The sequence below is a fragment of the Streptomyces sp. NPDC014889 genome, assembly GCF_043081205.1.
GTDB lineage: Bacteria > Actinomycetota > Actinomycetes > Streptomycetales > Streptomycetaceae > Streptomyces.
Genome location: NZ_JBIBWH010000010.1, coordinates 1 through 18,697 on the forward strand (window position 1 = coordinate 1; position 18,697 = coordinate 18,697).

General features: G+C 71.7%; 17 protein-coding genes. 13 read left to right on the plus strand and 4 right to left on the minus strand.

What is annotated here, in order from left to right; all coding sequences use genetic code 11:
• The first annotated feature begins 129 nt into the window (after positions 1 to 129).
• The 8 genes from ACF09J_RS20740 (at position 130) to ACF09J_RS20775 (ending at position 7,362) form a co-directional block, all read left to right on the plus strand.
• Positions 130 to 774, plus strand: coding sequence for an HAD family hydrolase (locus ACF09J_RS20740; protein ID WP_392306922.1), 645 nt, complete (start codon positions 130 to 132; stop codon positions 772 to 774).
• A 324-nt stretch (positions 775 to 1,098) separates the two neighbouring features.
• Positions 1,099 to 2,349, plus strand: coding sequence for an MFS transporter (locus ACF09J_RS20745; RefSeq protein WP_392306923.1), 1,251 nt, complete (start codon positions 1,099 to 1,101; stop codon positions 2,347 to 2,349).
• The gene (locus ACF09J_RS20750) at positions 2,300 to 3,472 is read left to right on the plus strand and encodes an acetoin utilization protein AcuC (protein WP_392306924.1); all 1,173 of its coding nucleotides are present in this window, start codon (positions 2,300 to 2,302) and stop codon (positions 3,470 to 3,472) included. Before ACF09J_RS20745 ends, ACF09J_RS20750 begins: the two co-directional genes overlap by 50 nt.
• Positions 3,473 to 3,570: 98 nt before the next feature.
• Positions 3,571 to 4,386, plus strand: a complete 816-nt coding sequence (locus ACF09J_RS20755; protein WP_392306925.1) for a phosphatase — start codon at positions 3,571 to 3,573, stop codon at positions 4,384 to 4,386.
• A 128-nt stretch (positions 4,387 to 4,514) separates the two neighbouring features.
• Complete coding sequence (locus ACF09J_RS20760; RefSeq protein WP_157842153.1) at positions 4,515 to 4,727, plus strand: helix-turn-helix domain-containing protein; 213 nt, start codon at positions 4,515 to 4,517, stop codon at positions 4,725 to 4,727.
• Positions 4,728 to 4,891: 164 nt separating this feature from the next.
• The gene (locus ACF09J_RS20765) at positions 4,892 to 4,990 is read left to right on the plus strand and encodes a 30S ribosomal protein bS22 (protein WP_003948845.1); all 99 of its coding nucleotides are present in this window, start codon (positions 4,892 to 4,894) and stop codon (positions 4,988 to 4,990) included.
• 235 nt (positions 4,991 to 5,225) lie between these two features.
• Positions 5,226 to 6,287, plus strand: a complete 1,062-nt coding sequence (locus ACF09J_RS20770; protein WP_392306926.1) for an NAD-dependent epimerase/dehydratase family protein — start codon at positions 5,226 to 5,228, stop codon at positions 6,285 to 6,287.
• Positions 6,288 to 6,300: 13 nt separating this feature from the next.
• Positions 6,301 to 7,362 (plus strand): lysophospholipid acyltransferase family protein, encoded by a 1,062-nt coding sequence (locus ACF09J_RS20775; RefSeq protein ID WP_392306927.1) that lies wholly within the window; start codon positions 6,301 to 6,303, stop codon positions 7,360 to 7,362.
• Between the two features lie 233 nt (positions 7,363 to 7,595).
• Here the strand turns inward: ACF09J_RS20775 and ACF09J_RS20780 are convergent, their stop codons facing one another.
• From ACF09J_RS20780 to ACF09J_RS20790, 3 genes are all read right to left on the minus strand, one after another.
• Positions 7,596 to 8,825: a DUF5667 domain-containing protein gene (locus tag ACF09J_RS20780; RefSeq protein ID WP_392306928.1), complete on the minus strand. Its 1,230-nt coding sequence runs from the start codon at positions 8,823 to 8,825 to the stop codon at positions 7,596 to 7,598.
• 235 nt (positions 8,826 to 9,060) lie between these two features.
• Positions 9,061 to 9,885 (minus strand): ECF subfamily RNA polymerase sigma factor, BldN family, encoded by an 825-nt coding sequence (locus ACF09J_RS20785; protein WP_392306929.1) that lies wholly within the window; start codon positions 9,883 to 9,885, stop codon positions 9,061 to 9,063.
• A 405-nt stretch (positions 9,886 to 10,290) separates the two neighbouring features.
• A complete protein-coding gene (locus ACF09J_RS20790) occupies positions 10,291 to 11,217 on the minus strand; it encodes an HAD family hydrolase (RefSeq protein WP_392306930.1) in 927 nt (308 codons plus the stop codon).
• 152 nt (positions 11,218 to 11,369) lie between these two features.
• Here ACF09J_RS20790 and ACF09J_RS20795 point away from each other — a divergent pair, with 152 nt between their 5' ends.
• The 5 genes from ACF09J_RS20795 (at position 11,370) to ACF09J_RS20815 (ending at position 17,130) form a co-directional block, all read left to right on the plus strand.
• Entirely contained in the window at positions 11,370 to 11,654 is a 285-nt protein-coding gene (locus tag ACF09J_RS20795) for a glutaredoxin family protein (RefSeq protein WP_392306931.1), read from the plus strand.
• Between the two features lie 298 nt (positions 11,655 to 11,952).
• On the plus strand, positions 11,953 to 12,717 hold the full coding sequence (locus ACF09J_RS20800) for a redox-sensing transcriptional repressor Rex (RefSeq protein ID WP_392306932.1): 765 nt from the start codon (positions 11,953 to 11,955) through the stop codon (positions 12,715 to 12,717).
• Positions 12,714 to 14,471: a glutamyl-tRNA reductase gene (locus ACF09J_RS20805; RefSeq protein WP_392306933.1), complete on the plus strand. Its 1,758-nt coding sequence runs from the start codon at positions 12,714 to 12,716 to the stop codon at positions 14,469 to 14,471. Before ACF09J_RS20800 ends, ACF09J_RS20805 begins: the two co-directional genes overlap by 4 nt.
• Complete coding sequence (hemC, locus tag ACF09J_RS20810) at positions 14,468 to 15,427, plus strand: hydroxymethylbilane synthase (protein ID WP_392306934.1); 960 nt, start codon at positions 14,468 to 14,470, stop codon at positions 15,425 to 15,427. The genes ACF09J_RS20805 and hemC overlap by 4 nt, the downstream gene beginning before the upstream one ends.
• Entirely contained in the window at positions 15,424 to 17,130 is a 1,707-nt protein-coding gene (locus ACF09J_RS20815; protein ID WP_392306935.1) for a uroporphyrinogen-III synthase, read from the plus strand. The genes hemC and ACF09J_RS20815 overlap by 4 nt, the downstream gene beginning before the upstream one ends.
• A gap of 109 nt (positions 17,131 to 17,239) precedes the next feature.
• On the opposite strand, the gene ACF09J_RS20820 is transcribed toward ACF09J_RS20815, so the two are convergent.
• Positions 17,240 to 18,634 (minus strand): PH domain-containing protein, encoded by a 1,395-nt coding sequence (locus tag ACF09J_RS20820; RefSeq protein ID WP_392306936.1) that lies wholly within the window; start codon positions 18,632 to 18,634, stop codon positions 17,240 to 17,242.
• Positions 18,635 to 18,697 lie beyond the last annotated feature (63 nt).

Genomic DNA, 18,697 nt, shown 5'->3' on the forward strand with positions numbered 1-18,697 from the left:
ACTGCAGGGGGGACCCTGTGGGAGAGTAGGACACCGCCGAACAAATTGTGAGAAAACCCCCGTGCCATTCGGCACGGGGGTTTTCTGCGTTTACGGCAGGTCGGCCGGCACTCGTTTAGGCTCGTACTCATGCGCTACGACCTCGTCATCTTCGACAACGACGGCGTCCTCGTCGACAGTGAGCCCATCTCCAACCGGCTCCTCGCCGACTATCTCACCGAGCTGGGGCACCCCACCTCCTACGAGGACTCCATCCGCGACTACATGGGGTCGGCGATGCACCGGGTCCACGACCTCGTCCTGGAGCGGACGGGGAAGCGGCTGCCGGACGACTTCGACGATGTCTTCCACGCCCGTGTGTTCGCCGCCTTCCAGCGGGAGTTGAAGCCGGTGCCCGGTGCCGCCGACGTACTGGAGAAGCTGACAGTGGACGGGACCCCGTACTGTGTCGCGTCCTCGGGAAGTCATGAGCGGATCCGGGTGGGGCACCGGTCGACCGGCCTGGACCGGTGGTTCGACGAGGAGCGGATCTTCAGTTCGCAGGACGTCGGCCGGGGCAAGCCGGCGCCGGACCTGTTCCTGCACGCCGCCGACCGGATGGGAGTGGCCCCGGAGCGGTGCGTCGTCGTGGAGGACTCCCCGCTGGGCGTCCGGGCCGCCGTCGCGGCCGGGATGGACGTCTGCGGGTTCACGGCGATGACCCCGGCCGCGAAGCTCGCCGATGCCACCCAACTCTTCTCGCGCATGGAGGAGTTGGCCGACCTGCTGACATGACGTCGGCCACCGCGGCGGCCGTCCTGTGGACACCATGGTGTGGCTCGGCACCGTGATCCTCGCGGTCACGATGGTGATCGGTTCCTGCTGAGCGGTCTGGCCGCCGGGCCGATGGCGCACATGCCAATCGCGGAGACGAACGCCGCAGCCGAGGGATCCACCCAGGCCCAGGAGCCCACCGACACCCAGCAGCCCGCCACGGCCCACAACGCCGCGAAGTCCCCGAAGGCACTCGCCCTCGCCAGGAGCTTAGGCGGAAGCTGAGCAGAATTCATCTTTCACCGGACCTACCCACAGGTAGCCCAGGGCCCTACGCTCGCCGCCATGACAGTGGTGCTGCGGCGCGGTAGGGCCTCGCTGGCGTTCAGCTTCTTCGCACAGGGCGTCGCCTTCGCTCTCCTCGTGACGCGCATCCCGGCCATCCAGGGCCGGTACGGGGTCTCCGACGCGCTGCTGCCGGTCTTCCTGGCCGCCGTGCCGATCCTCGCCGGTGTCGGCAGCACGACCACCGAACAACTGGTGAAGCGCGTCCGGCCGAGCCGGCTGCTGCGCTGGTCCCAGCCCGTCGTCCTCCTGTCCCTGCTCGGTGTCGGTGCGGGCGACCGGGTCGCCGAACTGGCTGTCGCCCTGGCCGTGTTCGGGCTGGCCGTGGGAATGCTGGACGCCTCGATGAACATGCTCGGGGTGAGCCTCCAGCGGGCGTACGGCCGCAGCATCATGCTCGGCTTCCACGCCGTCTACAGCCTCGGCGGGATCCTGGGAGCCTCACTGGCCTGGGCCGGGGCGCACTGGCACCTGGCCCTGTGGGTGTCGTACCTGCCGGTGGTGGCGGTGCTGCTGCCGGCGGCCCTCGTGGGCAGCCGGTGGTACGTCGACGCCGCCACCGCACCCGGGAAGGCGGACGAGAAGGGCGACGGGGAGGACGACGTGAAGGCCGGCGGGACCGTCGTCTTCCGCCTGCTGCTGCCGCTCTGCCTGGTGATGACCTTCGCGTACATCGGCGACTCGACCGTCTCCAACTGGAGCGCCAAGTACCTCCAGGACACGCTGGGCAGCTCCGAGCAGCTGGCGACGGTGCCGTACAACGTGTACATGGTCACCACGCTGCTGGGGCGGGCCATCGGGGACACCGGGGTGCGGCGGTTCGGCGCCGTGGCCGTCGTACGGCTGGGCGCGCTGGTGGCGGCGCTGGGGTTCGCGGTGGTCGCCGCGGCGCCCGGCCCCTGGGTGGGCATGCTCGGGTTCACGCTGCTGGGGCTGGGTCTGTGCGTGCTGGTGCCGCAGACCTTCGCCGCGGCCGGGCGGCACGCTTTTGAGAACCACGGCCCCGGCGGGTCGGACCAGGCCGTCGCTCGGCTGAACATCTTCAACTACGTGGGTTTCCTGGTCGGCTCCCCGCTGGTGGGCGCGCTGGGCGACGCGTGGAGCTACCGCGGGGCGATGCTGGTGCCCATGGCGTTGGTGCTGGTGACATCGGTGTGCGCCGGGTCGTTCGCGCCACGCCCGGACCGATACGGTGACGGGCATGAGCGGCCGCGCACAGCTGATGTGGGACGAGGCAGTAACGGGCTATGACTTCGGCCGGGACCACCCGATGGACCCGGTCCGCCTCGTCCTGACCCGGAAACTGGTCGACGCGCTCGGACTCGACCGGGAGGCGCGGCTGGTGGCGGCCAGGCCGGCCGGTGACTCGACGCTGCGGCTGGTTCACCGGGAGGACTACATCGAGGCGGTGAAGGCCGCGTCGGCGGATCCGGGCGCGGCGGACACCGCGTACGGCCTGGGGACGCTGGACGATCCGGCGTTCGCCGGGATGCACGAGGTGTCCGCGCTGATCGCGGGGCAGTCGGTGGCGGCGGCGGAGGCCGTGTGGCAGGGGGACGCGTTGCACGCGGTGAACTTCGCGGGCGGGCTGCACCACGCGATGCCGGGCGCCGCGTCGGGCTTCTGCGTCTACAACGACGCGGCGCTGGCCATCGCGCGGCTGCTGGAACTGGGTGCCGAGCGGGTCGTGTACGTCGACACCGACGTGCACCACGGGGACGGGGTGCAGACCGCGTTCTGGGAGGACCCGCGGGTGCTGACGATCTCGCTGCACGAGCACCCCAGGACGCTGTTCCCGCAGACGGGATGGCCGCAGGAGACCGGGGCCCCGTCCGCCCAGGGATCGGCCGTGAACGTGGCGCTGCCGGCGGGCACCGGGGACGCCGGGTGGCTGCGGGCGTTCCACGCGGTGGTGCCCGAACTGGTTGCCGACTTCCGGCCGCAGGTGCTGGTCACCCAGCACGGGGCCGACACGCACTTCGAGGATCCGCTGGCGCATCTGACGGTGTCGCTGGACGCGCAGCGTGCGGTGCAGATGGCGTGCCACGAACTGGCCCACGAGCACGCCGAGGGCCGGTGGATCGCGCTGGGCGGCGGCGGATACGAGGTGGTGGACGTCGTCCCCCGGTCGTGGACGCATCTGGTGGGGATCGCCGTGGGACGTCCGGTGGAGCCGGAGACGGTGATTCCGGAGAGCTGGCGGCAGGCGGTGTACGCGCGGACACGGCAGTTGGGCCCGATGCGGATGACCGACGGGCGCTCGCCGGTCTCCTGGGCGGACTGGGAGGCGGGGTACGACCCGGCGGACCGGCTGGACCAGGCGATCCTGGCGACCCGGCGGGCGGTGTTCCCGCTGCGGGGCCTGTTGCCGTAGCGCCGCCTCCTGGCGAACGGGCTTTTCGATTAGGCCGACTGTGCGGTGTTCCCGGGTTCCCGGGACGACCGCGGCGGCCGTGCGTCAGCATCGCTGGGGTGTTGAGCATCGCGGCGCTGCGCGCCCATCTGGTGCGGGCCCGTCTCGCCGGGGCGGTGGCCACGACGCGGGAGGCCGGACTGCGCAGCTACCGGCTGTTCGCGGCCCGGGACCCGCGGGTGCTGATCGGTATCGACCCCGAAGGGCCCTGGCGGCAGCGGGACTTGATCGAGCTGATGGCGCGCAGGTGCGGTGTTTCGGCCGATCCGCGGCACACTTTCGGCCCGGATGTCATCGACCCGGATCTGACGCTGGCCGCGCTGGACGCCTTCGCGGACCGGCTCGGTGCGGCGGCACGGCGGGGCGCCCCTGTGCTCCTGGGCACCGGGCACCCGCACCGGCTGCTCGGTTTCTACGCTGCGCTGGCGGACGCCCTGTCGGCGGCGGGGTGTACCGTCCTCACCCCCGCGCAGGGTCGTTCTGTCGACATAACGACCCGGTTCGGTCTACGCACGTACCGCCTCGAGTACGTCCGCGGAGTCGCCCTGGTCCGGCCTCCCGGCGCCGAACGCTCCGGTGGTGAGCCCGGCGCACACACGCATTCACCGCTCCCGGTTCGGCTGGCGCTCGCTGCGGCGGCAGACGCCGGCGGCCCGCTGCCCGACCTGGTGATCGGGGATCACGGCTGGGTCTGCGGCGCAGGTCAGCTGGGGTTCGAGGCGATGGGTCCGGCCGACACGAACGACCCCGCGCTCTTCGTGGGGCAGGCCGAGGGGCACGTGTCCGTCGTCGTTCCACTTGATGACGGCGTACGGCCCGTCCACTACCGCCCGCTGGCCCGCTACGTACTCAATCGCGCCTGTCTGTCACAGTAGGACGCCGATGGTCCACCTCTTCCCCACTCGCATCACACGCCCCTACCCTGGGGAGTGAGCACGCAGCGACGAAGAGTCACCGGAAGGGGAAGCCGGTGGCCGTCGAGTGCGGAAGGTTCAGGTGTGTCATGGCTGCAGCTGGCGAAAGGCCTCTGAACGAGGTTCAGTTCCTTACCGTGGCGGAAGTCGCCTCGGTCATGCGAGTGTCGAAGATGACCGTGTACCGCCTGGTGCACAGCGGTCATCTGCCCGCGATCCGGGTGGGGCGGTCCTTCCGTGTCCCGGAGCAAGCGGTTCACGAGTACCTCCGCGAGAGCTACGTGGGGGTGGACACCGCCTGACGACGATCAGGAGGGGTCCGTGAAGGACAGTACGGAACACTTCCGGATCCCTCCGGACACCTCGATTACGACCTCAGCTCTCGGGCGGGTAGGCTAGCCCCTCGTAGGTCGTGTGGGCCCATGGCGCCCAAACACCGAGTGATGAGAAGTGAGCGAGGGTAGTCGTGGGCTCTGTTATCAAGAAGCGGCGCAAGCGGATGGCCAAGAAGAAGCACCGCAAGCTGCTCAAGCGCACCCGCGTCCAGCGTCGCAACAAGAAGTAGACGCCGGTCGCGCGAGGTACGCGCCAACGCGAAAGCGTGTCTGTGACCCCCCACCGTCCGGTGGGGGGTCGCGTGCGTCCGGGGGCCGGCCGCCGTGGTGGCTCGATCCCATTCGCACGCACGTACCTTCCGTCACGTCGCGCACCGAGCCCCGCCGCGGCGCGGCCCCGACCCGATAGGTTGGCCGCACACGGGGAACCCGGTGGGAATCCGGGCGGGAAGGAAGGCGCTGATCTTGGGACAGGTCGTGCTCGTGACCGGGGTGGCCCGTCAGCTCGCGGGCCGGTTCGTGCGCCGTATCCAGCGGGACGCACAGGTCGACCGGGTGGTCGCCGTGGACGCGGTCCCGCCCGAGCACCATCTGGGCGGCGCCGACTTCGTCCAGGCGGACATCAGGCAGCCCACGATCGCGCGGGTGCTCGCCGAGACGTCCGCCGACACCGTGGTGCACATGGACGTGACCGGCACCGCGCTGGGCAGCGGCAGCCGGGCCCTGGTCAAGGAGACCAACGTCATCGGCACCATGCAGCTGCTGGGCGCCTGCCAGAAGTCCCCGTCCGTCAAGCGGCTGGTGGTCAAGTCCAGCACCAACGTCTACGGCTCCGCGTCCCGCGACCCGGCGGTGTTCACCGAGACCACCTCGCCCAAGTCCCTGCCGTCCGGCGGGTTCGCGAAGGACACGGTCGAGGTCGAGGGGTATGTGCGGGGCTTCGCCAGGCGGCGGCCGGACGTCGCCGTGTGCGTGCTCAGGTTCGCCAACATCCTCGGACCGACGGCGGACACCCCGCTCGCCTCGTACTTCTCGCTGCCGGTGCTGCCGACGGTGTTCGGCTACGACCCGCGGCTGCAGTTCGTGCACGAGGACGACGTGATCGAGGTGTTGCGGATCGCCTCGCACGAGCCGCGCCGCGCCACCCTCAACAGCGGCACGTTCAACATCGCCGGCGACGGCGTGCTGCTGCTCTCGCAGTGCTCCCGGCGGCTGGGACGCCCCACGGTGCCGTTGCTGCTGCCCGCCGTGACGTGGGCGGGCTCATTGGTGCGTACGCTGGGAATGACGGACTTCTCACCCGAGCAGATCCGCCTGCTGACCCACGGCCGGGTCGTGGCGACGGACCAGATGCGCGAGACACTCGGCTTCACGCCCAAGTACACGACCGCGGAGACCTTCGCGGAGTTCGCCCGCAGCCGCGGCCCCGGGCTGCTGCCGCCGGAGGCCCTCGCGGGGGCCGTCGACCGGATCGCCGCGCTGTCCCAGCCGGGCAGTGGCCACCCCCAGACGCAGAGCGCCAACTGAGGAGCGCAGCACCATGGCCGATGCCAAGGTCATTCCGTTCGACGACGACCGGTCCCGTGGCAGCGCCGGACAGCGGCCGTCGCGGCGCCGGGGCACGGGGAGCCGCCGCACCGGCGCCGAGCCGGCGGCGGTCGGAGAGGTGCAGCCCCTGCCCGGCAGGGGGACCGCGCAGGAGGATGTCCCGGTGACCGGTGAGGAACGGCCGCCGCGGCCGCCGAGCGGGCCGGCGGAGGACGGCGGCCTGGAGCGTCGCATCGCGAGCGGTCTGGCGTTCCTGCGCCGCCGCCTCACCGGGGACTACGACGTCGACGACTTCGGCTACGACGCCGAGCTCACCGACCAGCTCCTGATGTCCCTGCTGCGGCCGCTGTACGAGAAGTACTTCCGGGTCGATGTGAAGGGCATCGAGAACATCCCCGCCGAGGGCGGCGCCCTGATCGTGGCCAACCACTCCGGCACGCTGCCGCTGGACGGACTGATGATGCAGGTCGCCGTCCACGACCGGCATCCCGCGGATCGGCATCTGCGGCTGCTCGCGGCCGACCTGGTGTTCGTGCTGCCGGTGGTCAACGAGTTGGCCCGCAAGCTCGGCCACACCCTCGCCTGTACGGAGGACGCCGAGCGGCTGCTGGGGCAGGGCGAGCTGGTGGGGGTGATGCCGGAGGGCTTCAAGGGCATCGGAAAGCCGTTCAGCGAGCGCTACAAGCTGCAGCGGTTCGGCCGCGGCGGCTTCGTGTCGACCGCGCTGCGCCAGGGCGTGCCGATCATCCCGTGCTCGATCGTCGGGGCCGAGGAGATCTACCCGATGATCGGCAACGCCAAGACCCTCGCGCGGCTGCTGGGCATCCCGTACTTCCCGCTGACGCCCACCTTCCCGTGGCTGGGCCCGCTGGGCGCGATCCCGCTGCCGACGAAGTGGACGATCCAGTTCGGTGAGCCCATCGCGACGGACGGGTATCCGCCGGAGGCGGCCGAGGACCCGATGCTGATGTTCAACCTGACCGACCAGGTCCGCGAACAGATCCAGCACACGCTGTACAAGCTGCTGGTGCAGCGCAGGTCGGTGTTCTTCTGACGGGGACGGACCCTCGGTGGGACGGTGCGCTGGAGCACGGGGATCCGGCTGTGTGGAGCCGGCGGACGGAGTCCGGCGCAGTCGTCCGAAGCCTGCGGAGCAGTGCGAGGACGGCAGACATGGGAGTCAAGCTGCTGGTGCAGCGCAGGTCGGTGTTCTTCTGACGGTGTCACGACGGCGGGGGCGCCCCTCGTTGAGGGACGCCCCCGCCGTCGTGGGGCTGCTCGCACCGCCTACTTCGCGTCCTCCGCGTTGATGCCGAGGCCGGGCAGCAGGCCCGGGAGCAGCGGCGGGATCGTCACGTCCGGGCCGCTGGGCGGCGACTTGGGCGCGGACGGCGAGGCGCTGCCGCTGGGCTTCGGCGGATCGAACAGGTCGCCGGTGGAGCCGCCGAGCAGTCCGTCGTCCTCGCCGCCGGAGCCGGCCGACGCGCTGGGGTCGTCACTGCCGGAGTGGGGGCTGCCGGAGGAGGCGTCGGTGCCGGTGCTGGGCTGGGCCGAGTGCCCGGCGCCGGGCGAACCGGCGGACGGCGTCGGCCGGGGGCCGTGCTGCCCGCCCTCGCCGCCCGGGGCGGAGGGCTGGGGGAGCATCGACTGCAGCGGGGCTACCTCGTCGTCTATGGCGTCGAACACCGACGACACCTGCTGACTGACGTCGCCGAGCTGCACGGGGAGCCGGTCGCGGAGCGCGCCCCAGGCCTCGCGGTGGGACCGCGAGAAGGTGGAGAGGGCTTGGATGGGACGCAGGGAGTCGGGGTCGCGCTCGTACGCCTGGTGCAGCAGGCGGTGGCCCTCGGTGGCGTCGTGCTGCATCCCGGACAGGGTGCGGCGGATCTCGCCGATCGACTCGTGGTCGAGTTGTCCACCGCGGCCGCGCTCCATCAGCCTGCGGGCCTCGCTCAGGCGGGTCGAGGCCAGATCGAGGTAGGCCTGGCCCTGCTCGTCGGCGCCGTCGGTCAGGTAGGTGAGCCTGAAGTCCTCGATGCCGCGCTTGAGCCCGTACAGCGAGTCACCGGGGAGGGCGTCGGAGCTGGCGGCGGCCACTCCGCCGAAGGCTCCCGCGGCCACCCCCACGCTCAGTCCGCCGGCGGCCAGCGACTTGCTCAGCCGCGTGCGCGGCCGCAGTTTCCCCAGGCCGCTCGCCCGGTGTGCGCCGCGCGCCCGTTGCCTGGGCACCGGTGGGTCACTCGCCTCGCCCGCCGGGCTCTCCTGGAGCATGGCCTCCATCGCGGCCACCAGGCGGGCCCGCTGGACGACCTTGACCTCGGGGTCCAGCTCCGGCCGCGGCAGCGCGTCCAGACCGGTGGCGAGGGCCAGCATGCGGCCGTGCTCGGTCTGTTCCGCGGCAGCCGTGGCCGGTGCCGGTCCTTCGGCCTCTTCGGCCGCCGTGCCCCGGTCGGACAGCTCTTCCAGGGCCTGGGCGAAGGCGTGCGCCCGCCGGTGCGCCGATACTTTCGCGATCACTGGCGGCACCTCCTCTCGTCATGACGGTCGACTCCCCGGGGGTCCTGAGGGTGCACGTCCACAGCCGTTTCTTCCGATCGGGTCGATCAGGATTGGCCAAGGCGTGACCACAGGGAGCCTCTAGCCCGCACAACGAGCGGCGCGGCACTTGGGTTACGGACCCGGGCGGATCGGATCGAGAAGTCAACGTGCCTCGACGGAGCGTGAGTTGAAGGTCGCGGAGCGTGTGTGCGGCTCAGCGCGCGTCGTCGGGGAGAAGCCGGGCCAGGGTGCGTACGGCCCGGTACTGGAGGGTCTTGATGGCGCCCTCGTTCTTGCCCATCACCCGGGCGGTCTCGGCCACGGACAGGCCCTGGAGGAAGCGGAGCGTGACGCACTCCTGCTGCTGCGGGTTGAGCCGTCGTACGGCCTCCAGGAGGGCGGCGTTGGACAGCGATTCGAGGACGGAGTCCTCGGGGGAGCGCTCGACCTCGTTGGCGTCGAGCATCTCGCCGGTGGTGACCTCCAGCCGGAACCGGCTGGACTTGAAGTGGTCGGCGACGAGGTTGCGGGCGATGGTGACCAGCCAGGCGCCGAAGTCGCGGCCCTGCCAGGTGAAGGTCCCGATGCGGCGCAGGGCGCGCAGAAAGGTCTCGCTGGTGAGGTCCTCGGCCGTCGCCTTGCCGCCGACGCGGTAGTAGATGTACCGGTACACGGTGTCGCTGTACTGGTCGTAGAGCCGTCCGAAGGCGTCGGCCTCGCCGGCCTGGGCGCGCTCGACGAGCTCCATCATCCGGGCGCTGTCGCTGTCCGCGGCCGGGCGGCGGACGGTGGCCGCCGCGGCCGGGCGTCCTCGTCTGCCGGCCGCCCGCGCGTCGCCCGTACGTCGTCCCTCGACCACGGCGCTGCGCCTCGGCACCTGCTCCATGCCGTCGGCCAGCGCGTAGGCAGGGCCTACCGGCGCGGCGGTGGCGAATGCGGGGCCGGCGTACGCGGTGGGGACGAGACCGCGCAGCAGGTCCAGGACCGTTGCGCGGAGCGTAGCCAGGCCCGAGGCGTCAACCCCGACGTGTGGGTACACGGGACTCCCAGAGGCAGAGCTTCCATCACGTGAAGTGCGGAACCGTTCACCCGTCGTAGCGACGATGGGGAACCGGTTTGCGTCTGAGGAGAATAACGCTTCGTATAGGCGCTGCTACACCGAGTTGCTCAAATCACCGATTCCGTCGCTTCCGTAACTGATTGGCATGCGTTCGAGCGTCGGAGGGTGACCGTTTGCTGACCGATCTGTTCCGTCTTCGGTCCAGGTCTGGGGCGCTTCATGGCGATGCACCGCCAAGTCGAATGGCCAGAACGGCATGGGCGTACGTTCGGTCAATTGCCCGCGGTTCCGGTGCGCCGCTCAGCCGCGATCACCGAAGGCCCGTGCCGCCATTGGGCGGCACGGGTGCGTGCGGGGAGTGAGGGGCCCGGCGGTGCGCCGGTGTCAGCGGCGGCGGCGGTGCAGGGCGATGGCCGCCGCGGTGCCGCCGGCCACGGCGCCGACGCCGGCCGCGGCGGGGATGCCGACCTTGGCCGCCTTGCGGCCGGTGCGGTAGTCGCGCAGGCGCCAGTCCATCTCACGGGCGTGGCGGCGGAGCTTGGCGTCGGGGTTGATGGCGTAGGGGTGGCCGACCAGGGACAGCATGGGGATGTCGTTGTGGGAGTCGCTGTAGGCGGCGCAGCGGCTCAGGTCCAGGGCCTCCGCCGCGGCCAGGGCGCGTACCGCCTCCGCCTTCGCCGGGCCGTGCAGCGGCTCGCCGACCAGGCGGCCGGTGTACACGCCGTCGACGGACTCCGCCACCGTGCCCAGCGCGCCGGTCAGGCCCAGGCGGCGGGCGATGACCTGCGCGATCTCCACAGGCGCGGCTGTGACCAACCACACCTTCTGGCCGGCGTCCAGATGGGCCTGGGCGAGTGCGCGGGTGCCCGGCCAGATCCGCTCGGCCATGTACTCGTCGTAGATCTCCTCGCCGATCGACTTCAGCTCGGCGACCCGGTGGCCCTTCACGATCGACAGCGCGGAGTCGCGGGCGTCCTGCATGTGCTCGGGGTCCTCGACCCCCGCCAGCCGGAACCACGCCTGCTGCCAGGCGAACTTGGCGAGGTCGCGCGTGTCGAAGAACTTCCGCTTGTACAGACCGCGGCCGAAGTGGAACAGGGCGGCGCCCTGCATGACGGTGTTGTCCAGGTCGAAGAAGGCCGCGGCCCTCTCGTCCCCGTGCACCGGGAACTCCGAGGCCTCCTGCGGGGACGGCGGGACGCCCGCTTCCTGCGAGGATTTGCGCGCTGCCTCCGCCGAGGCCTCGCCTGCCAACACGCTTCGCGCCGTGGCGGAGCGCCTACGGGAAGTGAGCCATCCGAGAGCGGCCATGGCGTGAGCATAGCCAGTTGGCGGGGTGGTTCCGGAGTCGAGAGGTTTCGCGGGCCGTGAACTCTGCGCGACGGCGGCGTTGCGCCGGTCCGCGCCGGCGGGTTCCACGCGGCCGCGCCGACGGGGTTCCGCGGCCGCGTGCCGGAGCGACAATGGCCGACATGAGTCCCATCTTCCGCCGCAAGTCCCCCGGGCCCCAGGGGCGGCTCGTCACCCTCGTCCGCAAGCCGGGCTGCCATCTGTGCGACGACGCGCAGGCCGTCGTGGAGAAGGTCTGCGCCGATCTCGGTGTCGTCTGGGAGCAGAAGGACATCACCCAGGACCGGGAGCTGTACGACCGGTACTGGGAGCAGATTCCGGTCGTACTCGTCGACGGTGAACAGCACACCTTCTGGCGGGTGAACGAGGAGCGACTGCGCAAGGAGCTCGCGGGTTGATCGAGACTGACCGATGAGTTCAAAGTGGCCGGAAGTCGCCTAGGATCGATGGCGTCCTGGTCTCGGGGGTGGGGATCGTAGAGGAGAGTGTGCGGTTTTGCCCCCAACAAGAAAGGCGCGGTGGTGCGGATGCGCCGGCTCCGGGCAACCGCGCCGGGCATGCGTGACCCCGGTCACGTTGGCCGGGCAAATCGGACACCATCTTTGTGCACACGTTCACAAAGACATAGCCTGCTGTCGACGGGGCGGTCTGGGGACATATGACCGCCCGCAGCCCCGCTCTACCCGCAGGAGCACCGTGGCAACTGGCCGAACTCACCGACCGGCGACCCGTAGCCGAGGGATTCCCGAGGCCACCGTCGCCAGGCTTCCGCTGTACCTCCGAGCCCTGACCGCACTGTCGGAGCGCTCGGTGCCCACGGTCTCCTCCGAGGAGCTCGCGGCCGCGGCGGGGGTCAATTCCGCCAAGCTGCGCAAGGACTTCTCCTACCTCGGCTCCTACGGGACCCGCGGGGTGGGTTACGACGTCGAGTATCTCGTGTACCAGATCTCCCGTGAACTCGGCCTCACCCAGGACTGGCCGGTTGTCATCGTCGGCATCGGCAATCTCGGCGCCGCCCTCGCCAACTACGGCGGGTTCGCCTCCCGCGGCTTCCGTGTCGCCGCGCTCATCGACGCCGACCCCGCGATGGCCGGCCGGCCCGTCGCCGGCATCCCGGTCCAGCACGCCGACGAGCTGGAGAGGATCATCCGGGACAACGGCGTCTCGATCGGCGTGATCTCGACCCCCGCGGGCGCCGCCCAGCAGGTCTGCGACCGCCTCGTGGCCGCCGGTGTCACCTCCATCCTGAACTTCGCGCCGACCGTGCTGTCCGTCCCGGACGGCGTCGACGTGCGCAAGGTCGACCTCTCCATCGAGCTGCAGATCCTCGCCTTCCACGAGCAGCGCAAGGCCGGCGAGGAGGCCGTCGCCGACCGCGCGCTCCCGACCGCCACCGCGGTCCGTGACGAGTCCACCGACCAGGGCCCGGACGGGGATGTCCCCGCCGTGATGCCGGCATGAGCCTTCTCGTCGTCGGACTGAGCCACCGCAGCGCCCCGGTCAGCCTCCTGGAGCGCGCCTCGCTGAGCGCGGACGGCCAGGACAAGCTGCTCCAGGACGCCGTCGCCGCCGAGCCGGCCACCGAGGCCGCCGTGCTCGCCACCTGCAACCGCATCGAGCTGTACGCCGACGTGGACAAGTTCCACGCCGGTGTCGCCGAGCTGTCCACGCTGCTCGCCCAGCACAGCGGGGTCGGTCTCGAGGAGCTCACCCCGTACCTCTACGTGCACTACGAGGACCGGGCCGTCCACCATCTGTTCTCGGTGGCCTGCGGCCTGGACTCGATGGTCGTCGGCGAGGGCCAGATCCTCGGCCAGATCAAGAACTCCCTGGCCCGCGCCCAGGACCTGCACACCGCCGGGCGGCTGCTGAACGACCTGTTCCAGCAGGCCCTCAGGGTCGGCAAGCGCGCCCACTCCGAGACCGGCATCGACCGCGCCGGGCAGTCCCTGGTCACCTTCGGCCTGGAGCAGCTCTCCGGCGGCGCGGACGTGCGGGCCTGGGCGCGCGGCAAGAACGCCCTGGTCATCGGCGCCGGTTCGATGTCGTCGCTGGCCGCGGCCACGCTCGCCCGGATCGGCGTCGGCGAGATAGTGATCGCCAACCGTACGCAGGACCGGGCCGAGCGCCTTGTCCAGATCCTCACCGAGGGCGACGACGCGGACGTGTCGGCCCGCGCGGTACCGATGGACGCGGTGCCGTTCGAGCTGACACGTGCAGATGTCGCCGTCTCCTGCACCGGCGCGACGGGACTCGTGCTGACCGCCGAGACGGTCACCGCCGCGGTCGAGGGCCGTACCGGGGCGACCGTCGCCGTGCCGCTCGCCGTCGGTGAGGAGCGCGGGGCGGTCCGCACCGACGTACGCGAGACCCCCGTGCCGCTCGTGGGCGCCGCCGGCGCCGACGAGAACTGCCCGCTGGACCTCGCCGCCGAGCCCGGATTCTCCCTGATGGGCGAGTCCGCCGTGGCCGGCATGGACGCGACCACCCTGGAGCAGCACGGGACCTGGGTGGACAACGGGACCGTCGACCGCCGCGAGGCCGCCCGTGCCGGGGCCGACCCGGAGAGCGACGCCGAGCTGATCAGCGTGCTCGCCGCGACCCAGGCCGGCGCCGGCCGCGTGCCCGAGCACCGCAGGCCCGAGCCGGTCGCCGCCGTACCGCGTCCCGAGCCGGTCCTCTTCGTGCTGGACCTCGCCATGCCGCGCGACGTCGACGCGGCCGCGCACCGGCTCGCCGGGGTGCGCCTGGTGGACATCGAGTCGCTCGCCGAGGCCTCCGCCGACGCTCCGATGGCCGCCGACGTCGACCAGGTCCGCCGTATCGTCTCCGACGAGGTCGCGGCCTTCGGGGCGGCCCTGCGGGCGGCGCACATCACGCCCACCGTCGTCGCGCTGCGCACCATGGCCGCCGATGTCGTGAGCAGCGAGATCGCCCGCCTGGAGGGGCGGCTGCCCAGCCTCGACGACAAGCACCGGACGGAGATCACCCAGACCGTCCGGCGGGTCGTGGACAAGCTGCTGCACGCGCCGACAGTCAGGGTCAAGCAGCTCGCGGCCGAGCCCGGCGGCGCCGGGTACGCGGACGCGCTGCGCACCCTGTTCGACCTGGACCCCGAGACGGTCGCCTCCGTCTCCCGGGCCGACCGCGATTCCGAAGACTCCGAGAAGCACGACGACTCCGAGAAGCACAGCAAGAACCGAGGGCCAGCATGACTGAGAAGGCACTGAGGCTCGGGACCAGGCGCAGCAAGCTCGCCATGGCCCAGTCCGGGTTGGTGGCGGACGCCGTGAGCCAGGTGACCGGACGGCCTGTCGAGCTCGTCCCGGTCACCACCTACGGCGACATCTCCCGTGAGCACCTCGCGCAGATCGGCGGCACGGGTGTGTTCGTGGCCGCGCTGCGCGAGGCGTTGCAGCGGGGCGAGGTGGACTTCGCGGTTCATTCGCTCAAGGACCTGCCCACCACGCAGCCCGAGGACCTGGTCCTGGCCGCCGTGCCCCAGCGCGAGGACCCGCGCGACGTACTCGTCGCCAGAGACGCGCTGAAGTTCACCGACCTGCCCCGCGGGGCGCGCATCGGTACGGGCTCGCCGCGCCGCATGGCCCAGCTCAACGCGTACGCCCGTGCCCACGGCCTGGACATCGAGACGGTCCCGATCCGGGGCAACGTCGACACCCGCATCGGCTTCGTCAAGAACGGCGAGCTCGACGCGGTGGTCCTGGCCGCCGCCGGGCTGAACCGGGTCGGCCGGAGCGACGAGGCGACCGACTTCCTGTCGGTCGACACGATTCTGCCGGCCCCCGGCCAGGGGGCCCTGGCGGTCGAGTGCACCGCGGCCAACGCGAGCCTCGCCGCCCAGCTCGCCGAGCTCGACGACCCGCACACGCGGGCCGCCGTGACCGCCGAGCGGTCACTGCTCGCCGCCCTGGAGGCCGGCTGCAGCGCCCCTGTGGGCGCACTGGCCGACCTCTTGAGTGACGGGCGGATTGTCAAGGAAATGCGCCTGCGTGGCGTCGTCGGCAGGCCCGACGGCTCCGCAATGGTGCAGCTGTCCACCACCGGTCCCGTGCCCCGGACGCACGACCAGGCGATGGCGCTCGGTCGCGAACTCGCCACCGAGATGCTCGCCCAGGGCGCGGCCGGTCTGATGGGGGAGCGAGCACAGTGAGCCCCACCACCCTTCCCGCCTGTCCCGAACACGGGCACGTCACCTTCCTCGGTGCCGGACCCGGAGATCCGGGACTGCTCACACTGCGCGCCGTGGAGGCGCTGGCCAACGCGGATGTCCTCGTCGCCGAGCACGAGGTGCTCGACGTCGTGCGCACACACGCCAGGCAGGGCGTCGCCGTCGTGCACACGGATCCGGGTCCTTCGGCGGACTCGCATCCGGGCACGGGCACGCCCCAGCTCACGGTAGTTGACGGCACGTCAACAACCGCTGGGGTCCCCGCGGTGCGGGATGCCGCACATCTTGTCATGGAGGCCGCGCGGGGCGGCAGGCGGGTCGTCCGTGCGGTGTCCGGGGACCCGGGGCTCGACACGTACGCCGCGGAGGAGATGCTCGCCTGCGCCGCCGCGGGCGTCCCCTTCGAGGTCGTCCCCGGCATCGCGGCCGCCGTCGGCGTGCCCGCGTACGCCGGGGTGCCGCTGCGCGACGCCCAGGGCACCGACGTACGGTTCGTCGACGCGCGCACCGCCTCGGATCGCTGCTGGACCGAGGTCGGCGCCTCGGACGGCACGGTAGTGGTGTCGACCACGCTCGACTCGGTCGCCGTGGCGGCCGGCGAACTGGTCTCGGCGGGCCGCAAGCCCGACACCCCGCTGACGGTGACGGTCGCCGGTACGACCACCCGCCAGCGCACCTGGACGGCGACGCTCGGCACGATCGCGCAGACCCTGAAGCAGGCCAAGGTCCTGCCGTCCCCGGACGGCGGCCGCCTGGTGATAGCCGTGGTCGGCGAGCGCAGCGCGACCGCCCAGCGCGACCAGCTCTCCTGGTTCGAGTCCAAGCCGCTGTTCGGCTGGAAGGTCCTCGTGCCGCGCACCAAGGAGCAGGCGGCCTCGCTCTCCGACCAGCTCCGGTCCTACGGGGCCGTGCCGCACGAGGTCCCGACGATCGCCGTAGAGCCGCCGCGCACGCCTCAGCAGATGGAGCGCGCGGTCAAGGGCCTGGTGACCGGACGCTACGAGTGGATCGCGTTCACCTCGGTCAACGCGGTGAAGGCGGTGCGGGAGAAGTTCGAGGAGTACGGCCTGGACGCCCGTGCCTTCGCCGGCATCAAGGTGGCCGCGGTCGGCGACCAGACGGCCAAGGCGCTGATCGCCTTCGGCGTGAAGCCGGACCTGGTGCCCAGCGGCGAGCAGTCGGCCGCCGGCCTGCTCGAGGACTGGCCGCCGTACGACCCGGTCTTCGACCCGATCGACCGTGTCTTCCTGCCCCGCGCCGACATCGCCACGGAGACTCTCGTGGCGGGCCTGATCGAACTGGGCTGGGAGGTCGACGACGTCACGGCCTACCGCACGGTCCGCGCCTCTCCGCCGCCGGCGGAGACCCGCGAGGCCATCAAGGGCGGCGGCTTCGACGCGGTGATGTTCACGTCGTCCTCCACGGTGCGCAACCTGGTCGGCATCGCGGGCAAGCCGCACAACGTGACGGTGATCGCCTGCATCGGCCCGGCCACGGCGAAGACCGCCGAGGAGCACGGCCTGCGGGTGGACGTGATGGCTCCGGAGCCGTCCGTCCACAAGCTGGCCGAGGCCCTGGCCGACTTCGGCGCACGCCGCCGCCTCGCGGCCCTGGACGCGGGCGACCCGGTGACCCGGCCGAGCGAACGGCGCCCGGGGGCGCGCAGGCGCCGCTCGTCGACGTGAGCGCGACGTGAGTGCTGACTGAGCTGGTGGCGGAACGTGCCGTAGCGGCGCGTTCCGCCACCAGCTCATTTTCATGGGCCCCGTCGCCGTCGTGGGCCGCCGCGGCCCTTCACGGCTCGGGGTTCGCGGTGTTCAGGGAGGTTTTCGCGCGGGCCAGTTCGCGCAGGACGCGGGCCAGGTCGGCGGGTTCGGCCGCGAGGCGGACCGGGGTGCCGGCGTCGTCGAGTTCCGCGACGTCCCAGCGTCTGTCCACGGGGTCGGTGTGCCGGGCGCGCCGTACGTTCTTGAGGGTGAGCCGCTGCACCGGTATCGGCCTTGCCGCGAACCGGCCGGGACCGGGCGCCACCGCGAGAGGGCCGCCGTCCAGGACGATGTGGGTGCCGAAGCCGTGCGGGTTGTAGTCGGTGTCCTCCAGGAAGCGGGCGGGCAGGAACTCCTCCCCGGTCTCTTCGGCGGCGGGCTTCGCGGTCGCCGCTCCTGGCGCGGTGGCGGAGGTGGTGTGCCAGGCCCCGGCGAACAGGCCCAGCGTGACCAGCGAGCCCACGGCCAGCCACGTGATCGCCACGGTCGAGGAGAACAGGGTCGTGGGGTGGAGGTAGCAGAGCGGCAGGAGCCACAGGGCGGTGGCGGCGAGCGCGCCCGCGAAAGGGAGGACCGGCGGGAGGCTTTCGTCGTCGCGCAGTCGGCGCCCGAGCAGTCTCAGCAGTGAGTGGGCCGCGGAGCAGCCCGCGGCGAGGAGGAACGCGGCCGCCCAGGCGGCCGTGCCCCCGGCCGTGGGGATGTCCTGGCGCCACACGTGGTTCTTTCCGGAGACCTTCATCAACCGGCCGCGCCAAAAAGTGAGTTCGACACTGCCACCGCCCTCGAATTCCAGGGCGGCGTCGCGCGGGACAAAGAGCCGCTCCACCGGCCGGCCGTCGGTGAAGTACAGCCAGCTGCTCCGCTTGGGAACATCGGCCTCGGTCCGCGAGATCACGGCCGGCGTCGTGGTCAGGCACTCGCGGCGCTCCGCGGCGGGCGTCCGGGCGGTGCACGCGGTGGCCGACTTCCACGCCCGTTCGTCCGACGCGGTGCCGGACACGGACTGTGCGGCCATGGCCGCGCACGCGAGCAGCACAGGGCATACGACCAGCAGCCCCACCCAGCCGCGCCGGGCGGTGCGGTACGACACGGCGGGGACCTTGCTCGACTCCGTGGCCGCGTGGCGGCGGTGCAGTGCGCGGAGCGCTTCCACCTCGGCGTCGAAGTCCGGGTCGTCGGACGAGCGGCCGCGCGGCAGGGGCAGGAGTCGTTCGTGTCCGTCGTGCAGCAGCAGGCTGACGCGACAGCCGGTTCGCGCGGATTTCCGGTGCACGCGCAGTTCGGCGATGTCGCCCCACGGAACGCTCCGGTGGCGCAGCAGCGTCCGCATGTGCAGACCGCGGGCGTCGGCGCTCACCCGGACGAAGGGCCACAGGGCGCGTCTCCAGCGGGGACGGCAGGTCACGTTCCACACATCGGCCATGCACGGCATCCTGCCATCGGGCGGGCCGCGCGAGCTGATGCGGAAGTCCGGGCCCCTGTCGGA